We start from the raw sequence: 2,711 nt of genomic DNA, 5'->3' as shown, positions 1-2,711 counted from the left end.
GGCGCGACGATCCGGGCGACGCCTTGGGCGCGACGAAAACGAATCCAGCGCCCTGGGCGCAAGAGTGGTTGGAGGCGCATGCATCCACGTCATCCGACGCGGCTGAAACGCACAACCCCGGCGCCGGCGCGGCGGCCGGGTCTGGCGCGGCGCGCGTTGCACCGGACCTCGCGGCTGGCGGCCTCGCTGGCGCTGGCCGTCGCGATGGCCGCGGGGCTGGGCTATGCGATCCTGAAGCAGGGGCCGGTGTCGCTGGACGCGGCGCTGCCCATGCTGCTGGAGGACCTGAACGCCGGCGACCGGCAATTCGCCGCCGCGCACGCGGTGTTCGCGCTGGGGCGGGCGGGGCGGCCCTCGGGGCTGCGGCTGCGCGAGGTGACGGTGCGCGACGCCGGCGGCGCGCTGATCGCGGCGGCGCCGGAGATCGCGCTGAAATTTCGCGTCTTCGACGTGCTGCGCGGGGATTTCGCGCCGACGCGGATCGCCATTTCCGATCTCGACGCGGTGCTGATCCGCCGCGCCGACGGACGGCTGGATTTCGATCTGGGCGCCCCGGCGGGCGCCGGGGCGCCGCCCGCCATCGCCCCGGACGGGCCGCAGGCGGCGGCCGAGGGGCCCGGGCTGCTGGGCCTGCTGAATGACGGCCCGGACCAGGACGGCCCGCTGGCGCGCCTGCGGCGCATCGAGGCGCGCGGGCTGCGGCTGCGCTATCGGGACCTGGCGAGCGGCATCGACCTCACCGCCGAGGACGTGGATTTCACCCTGCGGCGCACCGAATTCGGCTTGCACGGGGTGCTGAACGCCTCGGCGCGGCTGGATGACGGCGCGCCCATGCGGCTGGTCATGCGCGGGTTGCGATCGCGCGAGACCGGGCGCGCCACCATCGACGCCTCGCTGCGCGGGGTGTCGGCGGCGGGGCTGGCGCGGCGCCTGCCCGAGGCGGCGGGCCTGGCGGCGCTGGAGGCGGATCTGGCCCTGCGCGGGCAATTGGCTTTCGATCGCGGCGGCGCGCTGACCGCGCTGAGCGGGGCGCTGTCCTTGGGCGAGGGGCGCATCGCCGGGGCCCCGCCGGGGCTGGCGGCGCTGGACGGCGGGCGGGTGGATTTCGCCTATGATCCGGCCGCGGACCGGCTGAGCGTGACCCGGGCGCGGATCGAGGGCGGCGCCGGGCGGCTGGCGCTGCGCGGCGCGGCGGATTTCACCCGCGCCCCGGGCGGCGCGGTCGCCGGGGTCGTCGTCGCCATGACGCTGCAGACCGTCGAGGCGAGCGCGGCGGCGCTGGGGCTTGACGCGCCCGTCACCTTCACCGACGGCGAACTGGCGGCGCGGCTGACGCTGGACCCGCCGGGCCTTGAGATCGAGGCGCTGCGGCTGCGCGACGACGCGGTGGACCTGACCCTGACCGGGCGGATCGAGACCGGCGCCGACGGCGCCGCCACCGCCGGGATCCGGGTCACCGCCGGGGCGTTTTCCGCGGCCGCGCTGGCGACGCACTGGCCGCGCGATATCGGCCCCGGGGCGCGCGACTGGGTGATGGGCAACATCCTGGGCGGCGAGATCGAGCATCTGGATCTGGAGGCGGGCTGGGACGGGACGGCGCCTGCGGTGAATCTGGAATTCGAATTTCGCGAGGCGCGGTCGCGGGTCATCGTCGGGATGCCGCCGGTCGAGGGCGCGGCCGGCGTCGGGCGGGCGACGCTGGACCGGTTCGACGTGGAACTGGACCGGGGGCGTGTGACGCCGCCGGGCGGGCGGGCCATCGATCTTGCCGGGTCGCGCTTTGCCATCGTCGATCTGGCCGAACCCATCGAGACCGGCCTGCCGGATCTGGTGGGGCGCGGGCGCATCGCCGATTTCCTGACGCTGATCGACCAGCCGCCGCTGGAGCTGACCCGCAAGCTGGGGGTCGATCTGGGCGAGATCGGCGGCACGGCGGTGGCGCGCGCGCAGGTGTCGTTTCCGCTGCTCAAGGATTTGAAGGTGGCGCAGGTCGAGGTGCGCGTGCAGGCGGATCTGGCCGATCTCGACGCCGTCGATCCCATGCTGGGCCTGCGGGTGCGCGCGAAGACGGCCGAACTGAGCGCGGATGACCGGAAGCTGACGCTCAGCGGCGCGGCGCGGCTTGACGGCGCGCCGGCGCAACTGCGCTGGGTGGAGCGGTTTTCGCCCGGCCCCGGCGAAGCGGGCACGGCGCTGGACGTGTCCGGGCGGTTCGACGGGGCGCTGCTGAAGCGGCTGGGGGTCGAGGGGGTGGAGATTGCCGAGGGCCAGGCCCGGGCCGCGGTGACGCTGCGCATCGGGGCGTCGTCGCGGGTGACGCTGCGCGCGCGGCTCGACGACGCGGCGCTGCGCGTGCCGGCGCTGGGCTGGAGCAAGCCGCGCAAGGCCCCGGGCGCGCTGAAGGCCGAGGGGCGCATCATCGGCGGCAAGGACGGCGCGCTGGTGATCGACGGGCTGACGCTGACCGGGCCGGGGCTGGACATTGCGGGCAGCGTGCGGATCGGGCAGGGGGCGCAAGGCGGCGCGGTGCAGGCGGCGGAGGTCACGCGGCTGAAGGTGGCGCCATGGGCCGATCTGCAGGTCCGGCTGGCGACCGGCGACGACGGCGAGCGCGAGGTCGACGTCACCGGGCGGCGGCTGAACCTGCGCCGCATATCCGAGATCCGCGCCGCCGCCGCCGCCGCGGGCCGGACCGCCGCCGGGATCGCGCG

The 2,711-nt window shown here is 75.9% G+C and carries 1 protein-coding gene; it reads left to right on the top strand.

From position 1 onward, the window contains the following. Nucleotides 1-78: 78 nt before the first annotated feature. Nucleotides 79-2,711, top strand: a 2,633-nt coding sequence (locus AC1HC7_RS00480; protein WP_479498545.1) for a hypothetical protein, incomplete at its 3' end; no start/stop codon positions are given.

The organism is Oceanicella sp., assembly GCF_056449545.1.
Note: the sequence above shows the minus strand (reverse complement) of the source record. Positions and strands in the feature narration are given on the sequence as shown.